Origin of the sequence: Pseudoblastomonas marina (assembly GCF_014641655.1) — a bacterium.
GTDB lineage: Bacteria > Pseudomonadota > Alphaproteobacteria > Sphingomonadales > Sphingomonadaceae > Alteriqipengyuania_A > Alteriqipengyuania_A marina.
Map to the genome: position 1 here is coordinate 1,990,302 of NZ_BMID01000001.1, position 17,976 is coordinate 2,008,277.

General features: G+C 66.8%; 15 protein-coding genes and 2 tRNA genes. 7 read left to right on the forward strand and 10 right to left on the reverse strand.

Going from position 1 to position 17,976, the window contains the following annotated elements:
• Positions 1-3: 3 nt before the first annotated feature.
• The gene (locus IEW49_RS09825; protein ID WP_188642507.1) at positions 4-1,845 is read right to left on the reverse strand and encodes a cation:proton antiporter; all 1,842 of its coding nucleotides are present in this window, start codon (positions 1,843-1,845) and stop codon (positions 4-6) included.
• A 153-nt stretch (positions 1,846-1,998) separates the two neighbouring features.
• On the opposite strand from IEW49_RS09825, the gene IEW49_RS09830 reads away from it, so the two are divergent.
• From IEW49_RS09830 to IEW49_RS09840, 3 genes are all read left to right on the forward strand, one after another.
• Positions 1,999-4,089 carry a TonB-dependent receptor plug domain-containing protein gene (locus IEW49_RS09830; protein ID WP_188642508.1) on the forward strand — a complete coding sequence of 697 codons (2,091 nt, stop codon included), beginning with the start codon at positions 1,999-2,001 and terminating at the stop codon, positions 4,087-4,089.
• A gap of 63 nt (positions 4,090-4,152) precedes the next feature.
• Positions 4,153-4,647 carry a hypothetical protein gene (locus IEW49_RS09835; protein WP_188642509.1) on the forward strand — a complete coding sequence of 165 codons (495 nt, stop codon included), beginning with the start codon at positions 4,153-4,155 and terminating at the stop codon, positions 4,645-4,647.
• Positions 4,648-4,702: 55 nt separating this feature from the next.
• Positions 4,703-5,374, forward strand: a complete 672-nt coding sequence (locus IEW49_RS09840) for a glutathione S-transferase family protein (protein ID WP_188642510.1) — start codon at positions 4,703-4,705, stop codon at positions 5,372-5,374.
• A 157-nt stretch (positions 5,375-5,531) separates the two neighbouring features.
• Here the strand turns inward: IEW49_RS09840 and IEW49_RS09845 are convergent, their stop codons facing one another.
• Positions 5,532-6,488 (reverse strand): complex I NDUFA9 subunit family protein, encoded by a 957-nt coding sequence (locus IEW49_RS09845; RefSeq protein ID WP_188642511.1) that lies wholly within the window; start codon positions 6,486-6,488, stop codon positions 5,532-5,534.
• A 136-nt stretch (positions 6,489-6,624) separates the two neighbouring features.
• Here IEW49_RS09845 and IEW49_RS09850 point away from each other — a divergent pair.
• A tRNA-Leu gene (locus IEW49_RS09850) sits at positions 6,625-6,711 on the forward strand.
• 69 nt (positions 6,712-6,780) lie between these two features.
• Here the strand turns inward: IEW49_RS09850 and IEW49_RS09855 are convergent.
• Genes IEW49_RS09855 through IEW49_RS09865 form a run of 3 tightly spaced genes read right to left on the reverse strand, consistent with a single transcriptional unit; the run spans position 6,781 to position 9,778 of the window.
• Positions 6,781-8,040: an adenosylmethionine--8-amino-7-oxononanoate transaminase gene (locus tag IEW49_RS09855; RefSeq protein ID WP_188642512.1), complete on the reverse strand. Its 1,260-nt coding sequence runs from the start codon at positions 8,038-8,040 to the stop codon at positions 6,781-6,783.
• Positions 8,037-8,660 carry a dethiobiotin synthase gene (bioD, locus tag IEW49_RS09860; RefSeq protein WP_188642513.1) on the reverse strand — a complete coding sequence of 208 codons (624 nt, stop codon included), beginning with the start codon at positions 8,658-8,660 and terminating at the stop codon, positions 8,037-8,039. Before bioD ends, IEW49_RS09855 begins: the two co-directional genes overlap by 4 nt.
• Positions 8,657-9,778 carry an 8-amino-7-oxononanoate synthase gene (locus tag IEW49_RS09865; RefSeq protein WP_229658153.1) on the reverse strand — a complete coding sequence of 374 codons (1,122 nt, stop codon included), beginning with the start codon at positions 9,776-9,778 and terminating at the stop codon, positions 8,657-8,659. Before IEW49_RS09865 ends, bioD begins: the two co-directional genes overlap by 4 nt.
• A gap of 175 nt (positions 9,779-9,953) precedes the next feature.
• On the opposite strand from IEW49_RS09865, the gene IEW49_RS09870 reads away from it, so the two are divergent.
• Entirely contained in the window at positions 9,954-11,387 is a 1,434-nt protein-coding gene (locus tag IEW49_RS09870; RefSeq protein WP_188642515.1) for an NAD-dependent succinate-semialdehyde dehydrogenase, read from the forward strand.
• On the opposite strand, the gene IEW49_RS09875 is transcribed toward IEW49_RS09870, so the two are convergent.
• From IEW49_RS09875 to ftsE, 4 genes are read right to left on the reverse strand one after another with little or no spacing between them, the layout of a single operon-like run.
• Positions 11,384-12,073 carry a lysophospholipid acyltransferase family protein gene (locus IEW49_RS09875; RefSeq protein ID WP_188642516.1) on the reverse strand — a complete coding sequence of 230 codons (690 nt, stop codon included), beginning with the start codon at positions 12,071-12,073 and terminating at the stop codon, positions 11,384-11,386. The genes IEW49_RS09870 and IEW49_RS09875 overlap by 4 nt on opposite strands.
• A 4-nt stretch (positions 12,074-12,077) precedes the next feature.
• On the reverse strand, positions 12,078-12,605 hold the full coding sequence (locus IEW49_RS09880; RefSeq protein ID WP_188643173.1) for a YdcF family protein: 528 nt from the start codon (positions 12,603-12,605) through the stop codon (positions 12,078-12,080).
• An 11-nt stretch (positions 12,606-12,616) separates the two neighbouring features.
• Complete coding sequence (locus tag IEW49_RS09885) at positions 12,617-13,570, reverse strand: cell division protein FtsX (protein ID WP_229658154.1); 954 nt, start codon at positions 13,568-13,570, stop codon at positions 12,617-12,619.
• Positions 13,567-14,292 (reverse strand): cell division ATP-binding protein FtsE, encoded by a 726-nt coding sequence (gene ftsE / locus IEW49_RS09890; RefSeq protein ID WP_188642517.1) that lies wholly within the window; start codon positions 14,290-14,292, stop codon positions 13,567-13,569. Before ftsE ends, IEW49_RS09885 begins: the two co-directional genes overlap by 4 nt.
• Before the next feature lie 151 nt (positions 14,293-14,443).
• Between ftsE and IEW49_RS09895 the strand changes: the two genes are divergently transcribed.
• Both IEW49_RS09895 and IEW49_RS09900 read left to right on the forward strand, forming a co-directional pair.
• Positions 14,444-15,400, forward strand: a complete 957-nt coding sequence (locus tag IEW49_RS09895; protein ID WP_188642518.1) for an MJ0042-type zinc finger domain-containing protein — start codon at positions 14,444-14,446, stop codon at positions 15,398-15,400.
• A 131-nt stretch (positions 15,401-15,531) separates the two neighbouring features.
• A tRNA-Leu gene (locus tag IEW49_RS09900) sits at positions 15,532-15,619 on the forward strand.
• A gap of 69 nt (positions 15,620-15,688) precedes the next feature.
• Here IEW49_RS09900 and IEW49_RS09905 read toward each other — a convergent pair.
• Complete coding sequence (locus IEW49_RS09905; RefSeq protein WP_188642519.1) at positions 15,689-17,962, reverse strand: putative bifunctional diguanylate cyclase/phosphodiesterase; 2,274 nt, start codon at positions 17,960-17,962, stop codon at positions 15,689-15,691.
• Positions 17,963-17,976: the final 14 nt, after the last annotated feature.

Sequence of the window (17,976 nt, forward strand, 5' to 3'; positions counted from 1 at the left end):
CGATCAAGCCTTCTCCTTGGCGTCCTTCTTCTCGCGCTCGGCGTCGCGCTTTTCCTTGCGCTCTTCGGCGGTATCGGGCGCGGTGAAGGACAGCACCACGTCGCCTTCGCCCACGGTCGGCTGGGTGATCGAGGTGAAAAGTTCGAGCGACTTGTCGGCACGGATCACGGCGAAGGGCATGCCCTGATCGCCGAGATATTCGCGCAAATCCTTCATCTTGAACTGCTCGCTCATTCGCGTGCGCGAAAACTCCCAGCCCTCGCCCACGCGCACCAGCAGGTCGTAGACCGAGGGTTGCTCCTGGAAGATCACATTGCCGCGCGCGGTCGTCATGCCCGTGCGCTGGTCCGGACCGGCCTGCGCGACCTTGTCGTAGCCCAGTTCGGGGCCGAGTTCCGAACAGACCAGCGCATTGAAGGCGTCGGTCTCGGTCATCGCGATCACGGTGTTGAAATTTGCGAGCGGCAGGTGATGGCGCCAATCGTCGTCGAGCATGTCGCCGTGATGGGTCGGCACCTCGAGCTTCTTGGCGGCGCGCAACGCGAATTTCGAACTGTCGACGACCTCGACCTTGATGTCCGAATTCTTGAGCGCCTTGGCCAGAGCAAGGCTGAACCCGTTGACCCCGATCAGCATCAGGCCTTCGGCGCGGCCCTGGTCGATACCGAGGCGATGCGCCCACCATTTCGCGGTGAATCCATGCGCGACGATCGTCGCGATCGCGGTCGCGAAAGCCAGCGGGACAAGCAGTTCGGCCCCCGGCACCCCGCGCTGTTCGAGCCGGATCGCGAACAGGCCGGTGATCGCCACGGCGACGATACCGCGCGGTGCGATCCAGGCGATGAACAGCCGTTCGCGCCACGGAACGTCGCTGAACAGCAGCGCCGTCAGCACCGTCGCGGGGCGTGCGACGAACATCAGCAGCGCGAGGTAGATCACGAATTCCCACTGCACCCGGCTGACGACTTCCCAGTTGAGCGTCGCCGAGAGGATGATGAACACGCCCGAGATCAGCAGGACAACGAGGTCCTCCTTGAACCGGCGCAGCGCCTGCGTGCTGAAGGTCGGCTTGTTCGCCATGACCATGCCCATCACGGTGACCGTGACCAGCCCGCTTTCGTGCATAACAAGGTCGGCCGCAACGAAGCTGCCGATCACCGTGACGAGCAACAGAGGCGCCTTGAGATATTCGGGCACGTAACCGCGCGGGAACAGCCAGGTGAGAGCCCAGCCGCAGGCGAAGCCGATCAGTCCCGCAATGCCCGTCGCGACCAGCACGTCGACGCCGATATTGACCGGGTCGATCTCGATGCCTTCATAGGTCAGCCAAGCGAAGATCCCGATCGCGAGCAGCGCGCCGATCGGGTCGTTGATGATCGCTTCCCACTTCAATGCATCGCCCGTCCGCCGCGGCAGGTTCAGCTCGCGGAGCAGCGGCCCGATGACCGTCGGCCCGGTTACCACCAGAATGCCGCCGAACAGCATCGACAGCTCCCAGCTCAGCCCGACCCCGTATCGAACCGCCAAGGTGCAGAACATGAAGCCCAACGGCACGCCGAGGAAGATCAGGCGTTTGACTGCGCCGGCGGCATGGATCAGGTCGCGGAAGCGAAGCGAAAGCCCGCCCTCGAAAAGGATCACGGCCACCGCGAGCTTGATGATCGGCTCCTGCAATTCGCCGAAATCGGCCTCGGGATCGAGGAACCCGAGCACCGGTCCAACGACGATGCCGGACAGGAGGAGGAAGACGATCGCGGGGCGACCGGTGCGCCAGGCGATCCACTGGGCCGCGAGACCGAGAACGCCGATCAGCGCGATCTTCACCATGAGGGTGTCTAAGTGCATGGGGCCTCCCCTGCCCTATCCGTTTGTGAATTGCACCCCCTTACCTTCGTGATCCGGCTCAGCTTTCGCTCGCCATGCCGCTGGTCGATGGCTAGGGGCACCCCGACGAAAGCGGGTTGGCAGGATTGCCCCGCTTGGCAGGGGCGCTGCACGATGTCGGGACTGAAGACTGGATTATTGCCGCTCACGGCTGCGGGCGCGATCGCGCTCGCAACCAGTCCTGCCTGCGCGCAGGACGAGCCCGAAGCGGCCGCATCGCAGGTTTCGGCCAGCGGCACCGGCCAGCAGCGCCGCGTCTTCACCCCGGAGGATCTCGCCCGCTTCGCCCCGCGTAGCGCGCTCGACCTGCTCGAGCAGGTCCCCGGCTTCCAGATCGAATCCGAAGACGGCGAACGCGGGCTCGGCCAGGCTTCGGGCAATGTGCTGATCAACGGCCGGCGGCTGTCCTCGAAGTCGGAAAGCGCGCGCGACCAGCTGGGCCGGATTTCCATCGACAACGTTGTGCGCATCGAAATCCTCGACGGGACCACGCTCGATATTCCGGGCCTGACCGGTCAGGTCGCCAATGTCGTGGTCGAGGCCGGCGGCCTGTCGGGCCAGTTCGAATACTCGCCCCAGTTCCGCCAGGTCGGCGGCCCCGCCCTGCTCGACGGCAGTATCTCGATCAGCGGGGCCAGCGGCCCGTTCGAATACCAGCTTGCCTTCAACAACGAGGACGATGTCGGCGCATCGCGCGGACCGAGCCTGCGCTTCGATGGGGCCGGAAACCTGATCGAACAGCGGTTCAGCGACAATGAGCGCCGCACCCGCTCGCCCAAGATTTCGGGCAATTTCGGCTGGAGTAACGACAACGGCGTGGTCGCCAATGCGACTCTCAGCCACCAGTGGACCTTTTTCCGCAACCGCTCGGACGAGTTGCGCACCGACGGAGCCGGCGACAATGCGCGGTTCGTCGACCGCACCACCGATGACGACGCGGTGCGCTACGAGGTCGGCGGCGATGTGGCCTTCCCCGCCTTGGGCGGGACGCTCAAGCTGATCGGCCTTGCGAGCGGGGACGATTCCGATTTCGTCAGCACCGAACTCCTCACGCTCGACGCTGACGGATCGCTGAGCGGTGCCCGCTTCGCCCAGCTGCGAGAATCGGGAGAACGGATCGGGCGCGCCGAGTTCACCTGGTCGGGCGGTGGCGCCGACTGGCAGCTTGCGGGCGAGGCCGCCTACAACACGCTCGGCCAGGTCGCGCGGCTGTTCGAGATCGATCCTGACGGCAATTTCGGCGAGATCGACTTTCCCGCCGGGGTCGGCGGGGTTTCCGAGGATCGCTACGAGGCCTCGCTCAGCTACGGTCGCCCGCTTTCAGCGACGCTCTCGCTGCAGGCGACCGCGGCGGTCGAACGCTCGACGCTGACGCAGACCGGCTCGGCCGCCGCCTCGCGCACCTTCCTGCGCCCGAAGGGCTCCGCCTCGCTCGCCTGGTCGGCACAGGACGATCTCGACCTCACCTTCAGTGTGCGCCGCCGCGTCGGGCAGTTGCAATTTGGCGACTTCCTCGCCCGGGTCTTCCTCGGTGACGATCGCGAAAATGCCGGCAACAACGAATTGCGCCCGCCGCAAAGCTGGGAATTCGAAATCGAGGCGCGCAAGGACTTCGGTCGCTGGGGCAATGCCAGCCTGCGCCTGTTCGACTACCATATCGAGGACCTGGTCGACGTGATCCTCGTCGATGGCGGGCAGTCGCCGGGCAATATCGCCAGCGCGCGGCGCACGGGCGTCGAGTTCAACGGTACGCTCGAACTCGCCCCGCTGGGGATCGGCGGGGCCAGGATCGACGCCGGGATCGACTGGCAGCGCGCGCGGCTCGACGATCCGCTGACCGGGCTTGCCCGCGCGATCAGCAATGCCGACCCCTATCGCATCGATATCGATTACCGCCACGATATCCCGGGCTCGGACATCGCCTACGGCGCAAGCGTGTTCCTGAGCGGAGACGAACCGTTCTTCCGCATCACCGAGAGTGGCTTCGAGCGCAACGGTCCGGCGTTCGGCGGCATCTTCGTCGAGCACAAGGACCTGTTCGGGCTGACGGTGAATGTGCGGATCGGCAACCCCTATCTCGGCGGGGACACCTCGATCCGCACCGTTTACGAAGGTCCCCGGAACGCTTCGCCGATCCTGTTCGTCGAGGAACGCGACCGCGAATTCGGACGCTCTGTCCGGTTGTCGGTCAAGGGCTCCTTCTAGCCCGTTCACGCATCGCTAAGGGCTTCGGCACTAGCATTCGCCCATTCTACCGGAGGAAGACCCATGCGCGCGATTCGTTCGATCCCCTTGCTGTTCGGCACGCTGGCCGCGCTTGGCCTCGCGGCATCCCCCGCCTCCGCCCAGGAATCGGATGAAACTGAAACGACCGCTGCCGAAGATCTTTCGGAGACGCTGCGCGACCCGCAGGTCCAGGCTACCGCCACTGCCACCGTCGCGATTCTCGGCGAAGTACTGCTCGACATGCCCGTCGGCCCGCTGGTCGAGGCGATGGACGAAGCGGTCGACAAGATCGCACGCGAAGCCGGAACCGAAGCGCCTCCGCGCAAGGACGTCGATCCCGACGCCACCCTGCGCGACATGCTTGGCCCCGATGGCGATCGCGTGTCGGTCGAACTGGCCGAGCGCGTGCCGCAGGCGATGGATGCCGCGGCCGGGATGACCGGTGCGATCGAGTCGGCCCTGCCCAAGCTGAAAGAGGCCGCCGAGCGCATGAAGCGGTCGCTTCCCGCGCGTCTGCCCGTTCTGTCGCGAGACTGATTGCACGCGCGCCATTGCACGCGCCCCTCGCTTTCGGCAAAGCGTGGGGCCAAGCATGTGGCACCTTTACCAATTCCCGCTCTGTCCCTTCAGCCGCAAGGTGCGCCTGCACCTGGCGGAGAAGGGCATTGCCTATGAACTCGTGCGCGAGGACCCCTGGCGGCGGCGCGACGAATTCCTCAACATGAACCCGGCCGGCCGGGTGCCGGTGCTGCGCGACAGTGCCAAGGGCACGGTGCTGGCCGACAGCCGGGCGATCGGCGAATTCATCGAGGAAACCTTCGAAGGCAATGCAATGATCGTCGGCAATGCGCTCCAGCGCGCCGAGATCCGCCGCCTGGTCGCGCTGTTCGACGAGCACCTCTACGGCGACGTCACCGCGCCGCTGCTGCAGGAAAAGATGAAGAAGCGGCTCGTCACCCGCGAACCGCCAGATGCGCGCGTGCTGCGCGAGGCGATGAAGCTCGCCCACGAGCATCTCTACCATATCGACTGGTTGGTCGATAACCGCGCCTGGCTCGGCGGGCCACGATTGAGCCTCGCCGATCTCGCCGCCGCCGCGCAGCTGTCGGTCGCAGACTATCTCGGCGCGCTCGACTGGCGCGGTCACGACCAGGCCAAGAGCTGGTATTCGGTGATGAAGAGCCGCCCCAGCTTCCGCGCGTTGCTGGCGGAGAAGATGGATACGATCCAGCCGGCGGATAATTACGCCGATGTGAACTGGTAAAGAAGCGGTCTATCCAGCCAGCGTCCAGTCGAGACGAAGTTTTTGTAGTTACCCACCCGCATCCGCGGTCCAATTCTCTCCGCTTGGATCCGAGGCACCTGCGGGCGACCGCCCAATACGGATGCGCTGCGCCCGGCGCCTGAGCGTCTGAAGAAAGCTAAACTACACTCTTCTTCCCGAAGCGCCCGTGCTTGCGATAGCGCGCCATCCAGCGATCGAGGAACAGGCCGAGCGGCTTGGGGCTGATGCCGAGCTTGTCGAAGCCGGGATAGTCGCCGCTCGCGACATTGCCCTTCTCGAGCAGCTTCCACTGCTCGCGGCTGATCGGGGCACCCGGCATCCAGCCGGTGGCCGCAGCGATCCCGCCCGACACGGCATCGGGCAGCGGGATGAAGTGGCGGTTGCGCCCCTGCGCCTGCGCGATCCGGCGGTTCAAGGCGATCATCGGCACGCGTTCGGGTCCCGCAAGTTCGTAGGTCTTGCCGCCGTGCTTGCCCGGATCGGCCAGCGCGGCGACGATGCCCGCAGCGACGTCGTCGACCCAGACCAGCTGCAATTCGCTCTCGGGCGCAAAGACCGGCAGCACCGGCAGGCGCTGGATCAGCCCCGCCATCATGTTGATGAACTCGCCATCTTCTCCGAAGATAATCGACGGGCGTACGATCGTCGCCTGGGGGAACAGGTCGCGCATCGCCGCCTCGCCTTCGGCCTTGCTCACGGCATAGGCGGTATCACCGTCCGGATCGGCCCCGATCGCCGAGACGTGGACGAGCGCGCCAACCCCTTCGTCGGCCGCGGCCTGCGCGATATACTCGGCGCCCCAGGCCATCACGGCTTCCGCATTCGCGCCGAACGCGCCGGTTAGGTTCACCACCGCATCCGATCCCGAGATCGCCGCGCGCACGCTGTCCTCGCGCGACACGTCGCAGCGCACGAGCGCGAACTGGCCGAGGTTCGCGAGCGGCTTCAGATGCCGTGCCTTCTCGGGATGCCGGCTCGCGATCTTGAGCCGCGCACCGCGCTCGAGCAGGTCCTGCGCGACATGGGTTCCGAGCCAGCCGCTGCCCCCGAACAGGGTCACGAGTTTTCCGGAAAGCGGGTCGGTCTTGGTCATGGCGGTCATCCTGCCGAGAAATGGGCGTCGCGCGACCCGTTACTGGTCGCAATCAGCGTTGACAATGCCCCCATCGCTTCGCTAGTGGCCCGCGCCTACCGAGCGGCGGACTCAGACGATCCACCGCGACTAGTGTGCCCAGATGGCGGAATTGGTAGACGCACCGTCTTCAGGTGGCGGCGCTCGCAAGGGCGTGGAGGTTCGAGTCCTCTTCTGGGCACCATTAACGGGATCGGCATCGACTGGCATCCCGGTTCAATACCGCGATTCTTGCCAATTACGGTCGGTCGGATCAATTCGGGCCGGCGACTTCTTCGATCGCCTCGACGATCGTGGCGTAAACGCGGTCGAGTTGAGCTTCCTCGATACAGTAGGGCGGCATCACGTAGACCGTGTTGCCCAGCGGGCGCAGCAAAACGTTGCGGGCGCGGAAGGCGGCGAGCAGGCGGGGGGCGAGATCGGAGAGGTATCCGTCCGCCTCGCCCACGTCGACAGCGGTGATCGTCCCCGCCTGGCGCGCATTGCGGACCAGCGGGTGCGAAGTCAGGCGCGTCAGCTGCGCCGATTGGCGTTGTGCCAGCGTGGCGATCCGCTCGGCCACCGGTTCATCCTGCCAGATCGCGATATTGGCGTTGGCCGCCGCGCAGGCGACCGGATTGGCGGTGTAGCTCGACGAATGGAAGAACATCCGCGCGCGGTCGTCGCTCAGGTGAGCTTCGAACACCGGTTCGCTCGCCATGGTGACCGCCAGCGGGATCGCGCCGCCGGTCAGTCCCTTCGACAGGCACAGGATATCGGGCTCGATTCCCGCCTGCTCGCAGGCGAGCATGGTGCCGGTCCGTCCCCACCCCGTCATCACCTCGTCGGCGATGAAGAGCGTGCCGTATTCGGCGCAGATGCGGCGCATTTCGGCCAGGGTCGCGGGCGAATACATCAGCATCCCGCCCGCCCCCAGCACCAGCGGTTCGACGATGAAGGCGGCGGCCCGGTCGCGGCAGGCACGCTCAAGCGCATCGAGCGTGCGCTGCTCGGATCCCTCGGCCGGGAAGGGTATCGATGTTACATCGAACAGCAGCGGCTCGTAGGCGCGGTTGAAGGCTCCCCGCGCACCGACCGACATCGTCCCGATCGTATCGCCGTGATAGCCATTGTCCATCACCACGATCCGGTGGCGCGCCTCGCCCCGGTGGAGCCAGTAACCGAGCGCCATCTTCAGCGCGACCTCGACACTGGTCGATCCGGAATCGGAGAAGAACACGCGGGTCAGGCTCTCGGGCATCAGCGTCCGCAGGCTGGCGGCCAGTTCCTCCGCCGGGGCGTGGGTCCAGCCGGCGAAGATGATCTGGTCGAGCCGCGACGCCTGCTCGGCGATCGCCGCCGCGATCCTGGGATGGGCATGGCCGTGGGTCGTCACCCACCACGACGAGATCGCATCGATCACCTCGGCACCGTCCTGCGTGTGGAGCACGGCGCCCTGTGCGTGGGTGACGTGCGGGATCGGCTCGCCGAGCCCGTGCTGGGTAAACGGATGCCAGACCGGCGAGCTGGTCATGCGAAATCTCCGAGGTCGAATGCGCGCGCGAAGGCAGTAGACAGGTTGTCGGCATCGAGCGGGTCGACTATCGGCAGGCGCCCCAGTCGCGCGACCCTGCCGATCGCGCAGATGGTCGCCTCGCTGTCCTCCTGAGGCGCGCCGATAAAGGCCACGCCGAGGATGGGCACGCCGCGTGAACGCAGCGCCTCGATCGTCAGCAGCGAGTGATTGATCGTGCCCAGCTCGGTCCGCGCGACGATCACCGCCGGCGCGCCCCATCGCGCGAACAGATCGGCATAGAGCAGGTCGCGCGTGACGGGCACGAGCGCCCCACCCGCCCCTTCGACTACCAGCGTGCCGTCGACCTTCGGCAGGTCGAGATATGCAGGATCGATCGTGGCGCCATCGAGCTCGGCCGCGCGATGGGGGGAGCACGGCGTCGTCAGGCGGTAGGCTTCGGGCAGGATCGAGGCGGCGGGCACGCCCAGCGCCGCCACACGCGCGCTGTCGCTGCCATCGTCGAGCCCGGCCTGCACGGGCTTCCAGTAATTTGCGCCGAGCGCCGCAGCCAGCGCGGCGGAGAACACCGTCTTGCCGATATCGGTGTCGGTGCCGGTCACGATGATCGTCTCTTTCACAGGAGTTCTCCCAAGGCGGTCGCAAGTTCGTCGATGGCTTGATCGTCGGTGTTGAGGGTGATCGAGACGCGCAGCCGCGCCGTGCCGTCGGGCACGGTCGGCGGGCGGATGCCGCGCACGTCGAAGCCGCGCGCCTGGAGCGCCGCCGCGATCTCCATCGCGCGGGCATCGTCGCCGATCGGGACCGGCTGGACCTGGTTGCCGCTCGGGGCAATGCCAAGCGGTGCCACGGCGCGGCTGGCGCGGACGACGAGCGCCTGCAATCGGGCGCGGCGGTCATCGGCCTGCTCGATGATTGCCAGGCTCTCGCGCACGATTGCCGCCATCAGCGGAGATGGCGCGGTCGAGAAGATGAAACTGCGCCCGCGATTGACGATGAAATCGCGCAGGTTCGCGGGGAGGAGGATGAGCGCGCCCTCGCATCCCAGCGCCTTGCCGCAGGTCGCGAGTCCGACCACGTTCTCGCGGCCATGCAGTGCGGCGGCGAGGCCGCGTCCCTCCGGACCATGGACGCCGACCGCATGCGCCTCGTCGACCAACAGCATGGCATCCATACGCTCCGCCAGCGCGGCGAAGTCGACGATCGGCGCCCGGTCGCCGTCCATGCTGTAAAGCGTCTCGATCGCGATCCACGGGGGGCCGGTTCCGCCCGCCCTGCGCCAGCGGCGGATCGCGTCTTCGGCGGCGCTCGCATCGTTGTGCGCAAAGCTCTCGCCGGGCGCGCGCGACAGGCGCATGCCCTCATGCGCGCTGGCGTGCACGAGCGCGTCGTACAGGATCAGGTCGTCCGGTTGTGGCAGCGTTGCGAACAGCAGGCTGTTGGCGGCGAATCCCGTGGCGAGAAACAGCGCGGCTTCGCTGCCGAAGAACCGGGCCGCCTCGGCCTCGAGCGTCTCGTGCTCGGTGGTGTTGCCGCGCAGGAGGCGCGAGCCGCCCGAGCCGAGATCGACACCCCGGCGCAATGCGGCGATCGCGGCTTCGCGCAGCTGCTCCGATCGGGCGAGGCCTAGATAGTCGTTGGAGGAAAAATCGCGCCCCGATCGCGGTGCGAGCGTGCGGCGGCGACTGGCCTGCTCGAGCTTGCGCAGGTCGTCGCGGTAGAAATCGGGAAGCGTCACGCAGCGGCCCATAGGCAAGCATGCCCGGTCTGCAAAGGGAACCTGCCCGCCCCTCCTGGGCCCGGTCGTATGCCCCTTCACATTGCGCCGCGGGCACGCCACATGCACCCGCACCCCACAAACACTGTCGCGCGCTGCCGCGCGTCATTCCGTTTCCCGCAAGAAAGGCCCCGCCATGACCGATTATCCCTCGCTCCATCTCCTGATCGGCGGCGACAAGCTGGGAACCGACGGGCGCGAAACGCGCGACGTGATCGACCCGGCCACCGAGGAAGTGATCGGCCATCTGCCGTGCGCCTCGAAGGAAGATCTCGACCGCGCGCTCGACCATGCGGCGAAGGGTTTTCGCATCTGGCGTGACACGCCGGCCGACAAGCGCGCCGCGATCCTGCGCAAGGGTGCCGAGCTGATCCGCGAGCGCGCCGACGACATCGCGCAGATCCTCACCCGCGAACAGGGCAAGCCGGTGGCCGAAGCCAAGGGCGAGACGCTCTATGCTGCGAACCTGATCGAATTCTATGCCGGCGAATGCCAGCGCATCTACGGCCGCACGCTGGTGCGCCCCGACGGGCAGAGCGCACGGGTCGAATACGAGCCGGTCGGCCCGGTCGCCGCCTTCGCGCCGTGGAACTTCCCCTCGCTCAATGTCGCGCGCAAGATCGGCGGACCGCTTGCCGCGGGCTGTTCGGTGATCGTCAAGCCCGACGAGGAAACCCCTGCCGCGGGCCTCGCGATCTGTCAGGCGATGATCGATGCCGGGGTCCCCGGCGAAGCATGCCAGGTGGTGTTCGGCGTGCCCGACGATATCAGCCGCCACCTGCTCGGCTCGCCGGTGATCAAGAAACTGAGCTTCACCGGCTCGACCGCGGTCGGCAAGCATCTCGCCGCGCTCGCCGCGCAGGACCTGAAGAAGGCGACGATGGAGCTCGGCGGCCACGGCCCCGTGCTGGTGTTCGACGACATGGATGTCGACCACGTGCTCGACAAGATGGTGCCGACCAAGTTCCGCAATGCCGGGCAGGTCTGCGTCAGCCCCACGCGCTTCATCGTGCAGGATTCGATCTACGAGCAGTTCCGCGACGGATTCGCCGCGCGCGCCAAGGCGATCGAGGTCGGCAACGGGTTCGACCAAGACACGCAAATGGGCCCGATGGCCAATGCCCGCCGCCCCGACGCGATCGAGGCGATGATCGCCGATGCGCGCGACAAGGGCGCAAAGGTGCTCGCGGGCGGCGAGCGGATCGGCAATCAGGGCTTCTTCTATGCCCCCTCGGTGCTCGCCGACGTCCCGGTCGAGGCCGAGATCATGAACGAGGAGCCGTTCGGGCCGGTCGCGATGATCAATCGCTATGACGGCGAAGCAGCCATGCTCGAAGAGGCCAACCGCCTGCAATACGGCCTCGCCGCCTATGCCTGGACCAATGACAAGGCCCGTCGCCAGCGGCTCGCACGCGAGATCGAGGCCGGCATGGTCGCATTGAACCATACAGCGGTCAGCGCGGTCGACGCCCCGTTCGGCGGGGTCAAATGGTCGGGTTATGGCAGCGAGGACGGCCACGAGGGCGTGATGGCGTGCATGGTCCCCAAGACCATCCACGAAACGCTCTAGTTCAGGACGTTGATTGCCTCTCGCACCCGCGCCTCGACCTCGTCGCGCGGGAGACCGGGGGGAATGATCTCGCCGAAGCGGATGGTGATCGTGCCGCTGCGTTTCCAGCCGCGGTGGTAGAGCGGCCCGCTGTTCACCGCCATCGGCACCACCGGCACGCCGAGCATCTTGTAGAGACCGGCGAAGCCCGACTGCAGCTTCGGCTTCGCGCCGTGCGGCACGCGACTGCCTTCGGGGAAGATCGCGAGCACGCGATCCTGCGCGGCATAGGCCTGCCCGTCGGTGATCATCCGGCGCAGCATCTTCGCGCCCTGCTCGCGGTGGACCGCAACCGCGCCCCACCGCGTCGCGGCGGGGCCCCAACCCGGGATGCGCCACAATTCGGCCTTGGCGAAGGGCACGGGCCTGTCGAGCAGTGCGGGCAGGTGGATCGCCTCGAAAAAGCTTTCGTGCTTGCTTGCGACCAGGTGGCCGCCCGCCGGGGCATTGCCCTCGACCACGATCCGGATCCCGAGCAAATTGCGTACGCACCAGTGATGCCAGTCGGACCACGCCTGGACCGCACCGGTCGCGCCGCGCAGGCGCAGCAGCGAGGCGATCCCGGCCCAGCCGATCAGCGGAAAGCTGCCGCCGTAGAAGGCGATGGCAAAGGCGATGTTGCGGAGGATGGTGACCGGTCCGGGCATGGCGCTACTCCCACAGTGCGGCGAGACGCCGCGCGAGCAGCTTGTGATATTCGAGAAACAGCATGCCGAAGGTCGGATCGGTCGGCACCGCATCCTCGAGGATCACTACCTTGCCGCCGGTCGCGCGTTCGAGATCAAGCGCGGTGCGACGGATATGCCAGTCCGAGGTGACGAGACGGACCGAGCGGAATTCCTTCTCTTCCAGCCACTTCGCCGCTTCGCGAGCGTTGGACTTGGTATCGACCGAAACGAAATCGAGCGTCACGCAGCATTCCATCAGCGCTTCCTCGACCCCGAAGCCCTCGGCGAATTCGGGCGGGCGCACTTCGCGATCGACCCCGGCGACGAACATCGCCTGCGCCTTGTCCTCGCGCAGCAATTCGAGTCCGCGATCGATCCGCCCGCCGCCGCCGGTCGGGACAACGATCGCATCGGTCTGCGTGTCGGCGGCCGGTTGCGGCAGGACAATCGCGAACCACACGAAGCCGAGCGCCCACAGCAGCGCGACGACGGCGGCCGAACGGCGGACGATCTGGCCGAAACTCACAGCATCTTCCCCAGCGCACGCATGACCGAAAAGCGCGCCGTCGCCATTGCCAGGAACACGCCGACGATCGGCACAGCGGCGAGCGCCAGCCAGTCGTTCCATTCGAGGGTCGCCTGGCCAGCGAGCCCGTCACCCAGCCCGGCGAAGCGCAGGCCCAGCGCGAGGATCGTCAACAGCGCCACTGCCAGCCCGATCGCTCCGCCCCCGGCCGCGTCGAGCGCGATCGAGCGCTGGAAAACACGGGCGATCTGGCCATCGGTCCCGCCGAGCATGTGCACCACCTCGATCGTGTCGCGGTGCGCGTTGATCGCGGTGCGCGCCGCCAGCAACACGGCCGCCGAAGTCGCCGCGGCGAGCATCACGATGAGCGCAAGCGCCATCCAGCGCAGCGATTCGACCGCATCGAATACCGGTCCGAGCCAGCTCGCCTGCGCATCGACCCGGGCGTCGGGCGCGAGCGGCGCGATCACCTGTTCGATCCGGTCGATGGCGGCGCTGCTCGGTTCGCCGCGCAGGCGGATATCGACCATGGCGGGGATCGGGACGTTGCCACCCTCGACCGCTTCCTCGCCCAGCCACGGCTCGACCAGCGCATCGAGTTCTTCCTGCGGCACGCGCCGAACCGAGACGACCCCGGCGAGGCCCTGCAATGCGGGCAGCAGCAATTCGACCTGTCTGCTCCGCTCGCTCTCGTCGGGCTCGAGCACCTGGACCGTGACCCCGCCCTCGATCGAGGCCGAGGTGCTCGCAGCCATGTTGCCGAGCGCCAGCGCACCTGCCGCGGCGACCACGGTGATCGCCACCATGATCGCGATCAGCCACGGCATCGGCCCGCTCATCCGCGCCTGCGGGACCAGCGCGGTATCGCCCGAGGCACCGAGCGGGCGCCAGCCGCGCCGGACGCTGTCCTTGACCACCGGCGGGGTGGATTTTCCCTTGGCGCCGCTCATGCCGAAAGGCCCTTGCGCGGAGGATAGCGCAGGGCGCCGGTGGGGTCCGAAAGCTTGCCCTTGTCGAGGCGCATGATGAGCGAGTCGGGCACCTTGCGCAACAAATGGAGATCGTGGGTCGCGACCACCACCGCGGTGCCCAGGCGCCCCAGCGCCTCGAACAGCCGCATCAGCTTGACCGCCATGTCGGGATCGACATTGCCGGTCGGTTCGTCGGCCACGAGCATGTCGGGCCGCCCGATGACCGCGCGCGCGATCGCCACGCGCTGCTGCTCCCCGCCCGACAGGGTAGCGGGTCGCGCATCGACCCGATCGGCGAGCCCGACCCATTCGAGCATGTCGCCGACCGGCTTGCGCAGATCCTTTTCCGCCACGCCCGCCACCCGCAGTGGCAGCGCGACATTGTCGAAGGCGGAGAGGTGCTGGAGCAGGCGAAAATTCTGGAACACCGTGCCGATCCGGCGCCGATAGCCCGGCAGCCGGTCACGCGGCAGCGTGATCGCGTCCTGCCCGAACATCGAGATTGCCCCGCGCGAGGGGCGCTGGGCGAGGTAGAGCAGCTTGAGCAGCGAGGTCTTGCCCGCGCCGCTCGCCCCTGTGAGGAAGTAGAATCGGCCCGGATAAAGCGAGAAGGAGACGTCGCTCAGCACTTCCTTGCCCGTCCCGTAGCGCAACCCGACATTGTCGAAGCGAACGATCTCATCTTCGCTGGCCGTGGTCATGGGCTTTCGAGGCTCTTTTCTCGTTCTGGCGCGCTGCGCCCGGTCGATAGGGGCTATAGCGATGCCTCCATGTGGAAAAAAGGCCCGCATGCGCGCGTTTGCACGGGCGCGAACTTGCGGCGCCGTGCGCGTTGTGCGTAAGCCCCTTGGGATGATTATTGCCTGTCCGGCCTGCAACACGCGCTATGCCGTCCCCGACAGCGCCATCGGCGTGGACGGTCGGACCGTGCGTTGCGCGAAGTGCAAGCACAGCTGGTTCCAGGACGGTCCGCCGGTCGAGCGACTGACCGATGCGCCGGCTCCGCCCCCTCCGCCACCGCCTGCGCCCCAGACTCGGTCCCAGCGCGCGCCCGAAGGTGCGTCCGAGACCGCACCGGCCCGCCGGACACCCATGGCCGGGCCCGCAGCCGAAGGCGTCGAGCGTCCCGTCGCGCCCGACCAGGTGCCGCCGCCTGCACCGACATCCGCCCCGGTGCCGCCGTCCGAGCCGGCCCCGGAAGAGGGCAACGAACCGGTGCCACCGCCGCCGGTCGCCGATCCGGTGCCCGAACGGTTCGACGAGGACGATCACGGCGAACCGCCGGTCGGGCACGACATCCCCGCGCACGATCACGGTTCATACGACGAGGAAGATGTCGAAACCGGATCGAGCTTCGCGCACGAACCGCCCTTCCGCCCGCGCCGCAACTGGACGCGGATCTGGACGATCGGCGCGGTCGCCTTCGCGCTTGCCGCGCTCGGTGTGTTCGGGGCGTTGCAATATTTCGGCATGCCCGACTGGTTGCCGGGCAACCGCCCGACCTTCGTCCAGGCACCGCCCGATCTCGTGCTCGAATTCCCGCCCGACCGGCAGGACCGGCGCACACTGCCCAACGGGATCGAATATTTCGAGACCAGCGGGACGGTGACCAATGTCGGCACCGAGACCCGGCGCCTGCCCCCGATCAAGATCGTGCTGCGCGATTCGCGCGAGCGGATCGTTTACGAAACGCAGATCGTCCCCCCGGTGGGCGAGCTCGCCCCGGGCGAAAGCGTGACCGTGAACGAGGCGATCGTCGACGTGCCGACCAGCGCGAAATTCACCGAATTCGGATGGGCGGCGTTCTGACGCTGAGAAAATTCGCGCGAATGCAAGCAAACCGCACGGATGCGCTTGCGGCCCCGCCAAACCGGTGTTAATGGCGCGCGCCTACCGAGCAGGCCCGCTCCTTCGATAGCGGGCCTTGTCATGTCTAGAGTGCGGTCGTGGCGGAACTGGTAGACGCGCAACGTTGAGGTCGTTGTGGGTGAATAACCCGTGGAAGTTCGAGTCTTCTCGACCGCACCAGACATTTCGGTTCCAGCCACAATCGATCGATTCGAGGCAGTACCGGCCGGCGCATACGCGCGATCGCTGTCAGGCGACCTTGCGACTGTATTCGGCGGTGATCGTGCGGATATCGTCGAAGGTCATCGGTTTTCCGATCAGGTAACCCTGCGCGATGTCGCACCCGGCCGAGCGGAGGAATTCGAGGCACTCGGCGTGCTCGACGCCTTCGGCGACGACGGTCAGGCCGAGTTCGTGCGCCAGCTGGATCGTCGACCGCACGAGCATGGCATCGCTGACCTCCTTGTGGGCATGCTGGACGAAGCTCCGATCGATCTTCAGTTCGGACAGCGGCATCGTCTTGAGGTAGGAGAGGCTCGATTGCCCGGTGCCGTAATCGTCGATCGAAATGGCGATGCCGAGCGCGCGCAAGCGATGGAGCGCAGCGGTCGATTCCTCGGGATCGTCGAGCGTCGCGCTTTCGGTGATTTCGAAAACCAACCTGTCCCGCGGGATGCCACTGGTCGATACCAGCTGTTCGATTTCCCGGATGAAGGACCTCGAGGATAGCAGCCGCGCCGAAATATTGACGGCGGCGCGCAGCACGATCCCCTCGTCGCACCAGGCCATCAGCGCGTCGATCGACTTGCGCAGGACGTAAATCGTCAGCGAATCGATCCGGTTGGATTTCTCGGCCAGCGGGATGAAGTGGCCGGGAGCGAGGAAACCGCGGGTCGGATGCTGCCAGCGCACCAATGCCTCGACGCTTGCGATCTCGTTCGACCCCAGATCGAGTTGCGGCTGGAACCAGACCTGCAACTCCTCGCGTTCGATCGCACCTTCCAGCTCGCCGAGTAGCGAAACGCGGCGTTCCATGTTTTCCTGTTCGGTGTCGGCGTGGAAGGAGACGGTCCGTTTCTGGGTCGCCGCCACGCGCGCCGCGTGGATCGCTTCGTTGAGCGCATCTTTCGATGCCACCCCGAAGGTCAGGTCGGTATCGACCGCCCGGTTATCGATATACATCGGCGCGCGCAGGAGCTTTGCCAGCTTTGCCAGCTCCTGATCGGGATCGTAGCCAAGGGCCGAAACCGTCCATGCGAGCACTCGCTCCTCGACCCGGAAGATACACACCGATGCATCGTACTCAGTGACACGGTCGGCCATGCGCCGGATCAGCGTATCGCTCCCATCCTCACCGAGAACGGCGCGCAGGGCCTCGTAATTGTCGAGTGCCATGGCGATCGTGAGGCGTTCCTCGTCGATCCCGGGGCGCTGTACGAACGCGCGACGATTTTGCAGGTCGGTGCCGGGGTCGTAGAGACGCCGATGCTGGAAATCGTGGTGGAGATGTCGTGCGATGATCATTCCGGTAACCGCGATTACGCATACCAGCGCCGGCACGATATCAGCCGCGATCCGCGACACCGCCTGCAAGCAGAACCCGGCGACCATCAACGACACGATGATCGTGCCGCCCCTCGCGGCAGCCAGTGCGGAAGTCTGGGCACCGAGGATCCACACCGAGATCAAAGCCGCAAACGCCAGTGGCAGGATCCAGCCGATTTCGACGAAGCGTCCCGCCAGCAGCGTTTCGACACCCAGCGCCTGGACGACCGCCCCCGGAATGACGCCATGAAGCGGCACGGGGTAACGATCGAACAGCTCGATCGCGGTCGCGCCGATGATGACGTCCTTGCCGCGCAACTCGTCGGGATCGAACCGGCCACGCTCGATCTTGACGAAGCTGTGGCGGGGAATCGTGGCCGGATCCACCGACAGGTCCAGCGCGAAGATTTCGTCGACCGCGCCATTCGCGCCCGAACTGGCAGCCGCGAGCGACGGCCGCGGCATGTCGCCGGTAACCGCCCCCATCGGCAGCGAACGCACGAAGCCGTCGGCATCGGGCCGCATCATGACCGAAGCGAGGCTGACCGAGCGCCTCAGCGGCTCGATCGGCAGTGCTTCGAGCGCGCGGCGATCGTTCGCGCTCGCGGCCTGGGAAAAGGTCGGCAGGTAAACGGGGGTCTTGGCGCGTTCGAGCGCGGCGGCAAAGGCAGCGTCGTCACCCGCCGCCGATGGCGAGGAGAAGTCGATATCGAAGGCAATCGATCGCACGCCCGCCTCGTCGAGGCGCTTGACCACGTTCGCGTAATGCTGGCGCGGCCATGGCCAGCGATTGACTGCTGCCAGGCTGGCGGCATCGATCTCGACGACGTGGACCTGGCCACTGGCCTCGCGGGGCGACCACTCGTGGATCGCTTCGCGCCACTGCTGCTCGAGCGTGACATGCAGCCCGCTGACGGCGAATAGCGCCGCCGCGGCAATGCCCGTCAGGAAAGCGGAAAAAGCGAACAGGAACCGCATGGGCGCGTCAGGCT

Excerpts from the sequence above, each read along its gene's own strand:
- IEW49_RS09825 (WP_188642507.1), bottom strand. The coding sequence starts at position 1,845 with ATGCACTTAGACACCCTCATGGTGAAGATCGCGCTGATCGGCGTTCTC.
- IEW49_RS09830 (WP_188642508.1), top strand. The coding sequence starts at position 1,999 with ATGTCGGGACTGAAGACTGGATTATTGCCGCTCACGGCTGCGGGCGCG.
- IEW49_RS09835 (WP_188642509.1), top strand. The coding sequence starts at position 4,153 with ATGCGCGCGATTCGTTCGATCCCCTTGCTGTTCGGCACGCTGGCCGCG.
- IEW49_RS09840 (WP_188642510.1), top strand. The coding sequence starts at position 4,703 with ATGTGGCACCTTTACCAATTCCCGCTCTGTCCCTTCAGCCGCAAGGTG.
- IEW49_RS09845 (WP_188642511.1), bottom strand. The coding sequence starts at position 6,488 with ATGACCAAGACCGACCCGCTTTCCGGAAAACTCGTGACCCTGTTCGGG.
- IEW49_RS09855 (WP_188642512.1), bottom strand. The coding sequence starts at position 8,040 with ATGACCAGCTCGCCGGTCTGGCATCCGTTTACCCAGCACGGGCTCGGC.
- IEW49_RS09870 (WP_188642515.1), top strand. The coding sequence starts at position 9,954 with ATGACCGATTATCCCTCGCTCCATCTCCTGATCGGCGGCGACAAGCTG.
- IEW49_RS09875 (WP_188642516.1), bottom strand. The coding sequence starts at position 12,073 with ATGCCCGGACCGGTCACCATCCTCCGCAACATCGCCTTTGCCATCGCC.
- IEW49_RS09885 (WP_229658154.1), bottom strand. The coding sequence starts at position 13,570 with ATGAGCGGCGCCAAGGGAAAATCCACCCCGCCGGTGGTCAAGGACAGC.
- ftsE (WP_188642517.1), bottom strand. The coding sequence starts at position 14,292 with ATGACCACGGCCAGCGAAGATGAGATCGTTCGCTTCGACAATGTCGGG.
- IEW49_RS09895 (WP_188642518.1), top strand. The coding sequence starts at position 14,444 with ATGATTATTGCCTGTCCGGCCTGCAACACGCGCTATGCCGTCCCCGAC.
- IEW49_RS09905 (WP_188642519.1), bottom strand. The coding sequence starts at position 17,962 with ATGCGGTTCCTGTTCGCTTTTTCCGCTTTCCTGACGGGCATTGCCGCG.